The sequence below is a fragment of the Nostoc sp. 'Peltigera membranacea cyanobiont' 232 genome, from assembly GCF_002245985.1.
GTDB lineage: Bacteria > Cyanobacteriota > Cyanobacteriia > Cyanobacteriales > Nostocaceae > Nostoc.
In genome coordinates this window covers 70,001-72,275 of sequence record NZ_NOLK01000032.1, presented here as the reverse complement: position 1 = coordinate 72,275, position 2,275 = coordinate 70,001, and the positions used below count along the sequence as shown (strand labels likewise).

Below are 2,275 nucleotides of genomic sequence, written 5' to 3'. Positions count from 1 at the left end.
CAAAACGGAGAGTTTGATCCTGGCTCAGGATGAACGCTGGCGGTATGCTTAACACATGCAAGTCGAACGGTGCTTTCGGGCACAGTGGCGGACGGGTGAGTAACGCGTGAGAATCTGGCTTCAGGTCTGGGACAACCACTGGAAACGGTGGCTAATACCGGATGTGCCGAGAGGTGAAAGGTTAACTGCCTGAAGATGAGCTCGCGTCTGATTAGCTAGTTGGAAGTGTAATGGACTCCCAAGGCGACGATCAGTAGCTGGTCTGAGAGGACGATCAGCCACACTGGGACTGAGACACGGCCCAGACTCCTACGGGAGGCAGCAGTGGGGAATTTTCCGCAATGGGCGAAAGCCTGACGGAGCAATACCGCGTGAGGGAGGAAGGCTCTTGGGTCGTAAACCTCTTTTCTCAGGGAAGAACACAATGACGGTACCTGAGGAATAAGCATCGGCTAACTCCGTGCCAGCAGCCGCGGTAATACGGAGGATGCAAGCGTTATCCGGAATGATTGGGCGTAAAGCGTCCGCAGGTGGCTATGTAAGTCTGCTGTTAAAGAGTCTAGCTCAACTAGATAAGAGCAGTGGAAACTACAAGGCTAGAGTACGTTCGGGGCAGAGGGAATTCCTGGTGTAGCGGTGAAATGCGTAGAGATCAGGAAGAACACCGGTGGCGAAGGCGCTCTGCTAGGCCGTAACTGACACTGAGGGACGAAAGCTAGGGGAGCGAATGGGATTAGATACCCCAGTAGTCCTAGCCGTAAACGATGGATACTAGGCGTGGCTTGTATCGACCCGAGCCGTGCCGTAGCTAACGCGTTAAGTATCCCGCCTGGGGAGTACGCCGGCAACGGTGAAACTCAAAGGAATTGACGGGGGCCCGCACAAGCGGTGGAGTATGTGGTTTAATTCGATGCAACGCGAAGAACCTTACCAAGGCTTGACATGTCGCGAATCCTGGTGAAAGCTGGGAGTGCCTTCGGGAGCGCGAACACAGGTGGTGCATGGCTGTCGTCAGCTCGTGTCGTGAGATGTTGGGTTAAGTCCCGCAACGAGCGCAACCCTCGTTTTTAGTTGCCAGCATTAAGTTGGGCACTCTAGAGAGACTGCCGGTGACAAACCGGAGGAAGGTGGGGATGACGTCAAGTCAGCATGCCCCTTACGCCTTGGGCTACACACGTACTACAATGCTCCGGACAGAGGGCAGCAAGCATGCGAATGCAAGCAAATCCCGGAAACCGGAGCTCAGTTCAGATCGCAGGCTGCAACTCGCCTGCGTGAAGGAGGAATCGCTAGTAATTGCAGGTCAGCATACTGCAGTGAATTCGTTCCCGGGCCTTGTACACACCGCCCGTCACACCATGGAAGCTGGTAGTGCCCGAAGTCATTACTCCAACCCTTCGGGGAGGAGGATGCCTAAGGCAGGACTGGTGACTGGGGTGAAGTCGTAACAAGGTAGCCGTACCGGAAGGTGTGGCTGGATCACCTCCTTTTTAGGGAGACCTACACCCCTTACAGTTCGAAAAGCATACAGCGATATAGAACGTGAGTTGGTCATTCCTTAGGTCGGTCGCAGACATTTGCAAATAATGTTGAAAGCTTTCAAACTATGATTTGGTTCGTTATGGGCTATTAGCTCAGGTGGTTAGAGCGCACCCCTGATAAGGGTGAGGTCCCTGGTTCGAGTCCAGGATGGCCCACCTGAAAGTAATTAGTAATTGCCAATTCGTAATTCGTAATTAACTACGAATTAAGAATTACAAATTACGAATTATAATCTGGGGGTTTAGCTCAGTTGGTAGAGCGCCTGCTTTGCAAGCAGGATGTCAGCGGTTCGAGTCCGCTAACCTCCACCTGTGGTAAGATTGCCATTGAAAAAGTAGTGAGAGTTCAGCAACATGACTTAATGGTCAGACTGCTGAGTTAGTTCTCAGCCAGAACCTTGAAAACTGCATAGTAACGCGAAATTAGCAGGCAGACAGAGACATTATTAAATGATGCTCTTGTGAATGCAAGTCATAAAAAGACCAAATGTAATGTATTGAGTGGTCAAGCTAATAAGGGCTAACGGTGGATACCTAGGCACACAGAGGCGACGAAGGACGTGGTTACCGACGATATGCTCCGGGGAGTTGGAAGCAAACTATGAGCCGGAGATTTCCGAATGGGGCAACCCTATATACTACCTGCTGAATATATAGGCAGGAGAGAGCCAACCCAGCGAATTGAAACATCTTAGTAGCTGGAGGAAGAGAAATCAAAACAGAGATTCCCTAAG

General features: G+C 51.4%; 2 tRNA genes and 2 rRNA genes (1 of these 4 only partly in view). All 4 read left to right on the top strand.

Annotated elements, in window-relative coordinates:
- Nucleotide 1: 1 nt before the first annotated feature.
- A 16S ribosomal RNA gene (locus tag CDG79_RS13715) occupies nucleotides 2–1,490 on the top strand.
- Between the two features lie 133 nt (nucleotides 1,491–1,623).
- A tRNA-Ile gene (locus CDG79_RS13710) sits at nucleotides 1,624–1,697 on the top strand.
- Between the two features lie 80 nt (nucleotides 1,698–1,777).
- Nucleotides 1,778–1,850 (top strand) — tRNA-Ala (locus tag CDG79_RS13705).
- Between the two features lie 194 nt (nucleotides 1,851–2,044).
- A 23S ribosomal RNA gene (locus CDG79_RS13700) occupies nucleotides 2,045–2,275 on the top strand (it continues 2,659 nt past the right edge of the window).
- Together the 16S and 23S rRNA genes with 2 tRNA genes alongside form the textbook arrangement of a ribosomal RNA operon.